The 1,303-nt window shown below is 42.7% G+C and carries 1 protein-coding gene; it reads right to left on the minus strand.

The window, feature by feature from the left end; all coding sequences use genetic code 11:
• Positions 1 to 31 precede the first annotated feature (31 nt).
• On the minus strand, positions 32 to 1,246 hold the full coding sequence (locus tag ACT3QN_RS13635; RefSeq protein WP_443521442.1) for an IS256 family transposase: 1,215 nt from the start codon (positions 1,244 to 1,246) through the stop codon (positions 32 to 34).
• Positions 1,247 to 1,303 lie beyond the last annotated feature (57 nt).

The following is a 1,303-nucleotide window of genomic DNA, read 5'->3' on the forward strand; positions in this document are numbered from 1 at the left end:
GAGCCCATCCCGAATTCTGTGTAACTGCAATTTAGATTAAATGCTTACTAACGCGCTCATCGAACATAATCATAAAACGATTAAGAGCAGACGTCCAGTTACGGATGGGCATCGACCACTTTTTAGAAGCCTGCTGAGTTGCTAGATAGACAACCTTAAACGCCGCCTTGTCTGATGGAAATATCTTACGCTTATTCACAGCTGTACGAATCACGCTATTTAATGATTCAATAGCATTGGTCGTATAAATGGCTTTTCTGATGTCTTTAGGATAACCAAAGAACACGGTTAAGCCCTCCCAATTATTACGCCAAGAAGTGACTACATGTGGGTATTTATCGCCCCAGGTGTCATCAAACTGCTCAAGGTTGGCCTCTGCCAGCTCAAGCGTATCAGCGCCATAAACCGCCTTTAAATCAGCAGCTACTTTTCTCCTATCTTTCCATGGTACAAACTTCATAGAGTAACGTACCATATGCACAATACATAGCTGAACCTGCGTGTTTGGATATACTGTATTAATTGCCTCACTAAAGCCTTTTAAGCCATCTACACAGGCAATAAGAATATCTTGCACCCCACGGTTTTGTAGTTCAGTGAGAACGCCTAGCCAGAACTTAGCCCCTTCATTCTCTGATACCCACATACCCAGCAGCTCTTTTTTGCCTTCAAGGTTGACGCCTAAAGCCAGATAGATGGCTTTATTAATGATTTGCTTGTCTTGCCGTATTTTAACGACAATACAGTCTAAATAAACGATAGGATATAAGCTACTTAGTGGACGGTTCTGCCAAGCGGTGATGTCATCCAAGATGTTGTCAGTGACTCTGGAAACCAAGCTGCTTGAGATGTCGACGTCGTAGATGTCTTTGATACTCTCAACAATCTCAGTAGTGGTTTGACCTTTGGCGTAAAACATGATGATTTTATCATCGAGCCCAGTGATACGGGTTTGGTGTTTGCCAACCAATGCAGGATCAAAGCTCCCTTCACGGTCTCTGGGGGTGGATATCTCAAGATCGCCTGTGTCACTGCGTACTGTCTTTTTAGTGTGACCGTTGCGCTTGTTTTGCTTATCCGCCTTTTCATGCTTAGGATAGCCTAGATGATCTTCCATCTCGGCTTCTAAGGCAGTGTCAATAAATGACTGCATGAGCTCTTTTTGAAATGCTTTGATGTCTTCGAAGCTTCCAACGTGTTTAGCCATTTGTTCGGCTAATTTCTTTAGTTCTGTTTCTTTTGTCATTGCTTATTCTCCTTTACATTGGATTATAAGCAGTTACACAGAGTTTGGGAAAGGCTC

The sequence above is a fragment of the Psychrobacter sp. AOP7-C1-14 genome, from assembly GCF_052376135.1.
Lineage (GTDB): Bacteria > Pseudomonadota > Gammaproteobacteria > Pseudomonadales > Moraxellaceae > Psychrobacter.

Coding starts and splice junctions, on each gene's coding strand:
- ACT3QN_RS13635 (WP_443521442.1), bottom strand. CDS start 1,246: ATGACAAAAGAAACAGAACTAAAGAAATTAGCCGAACAAATGGCTAAA.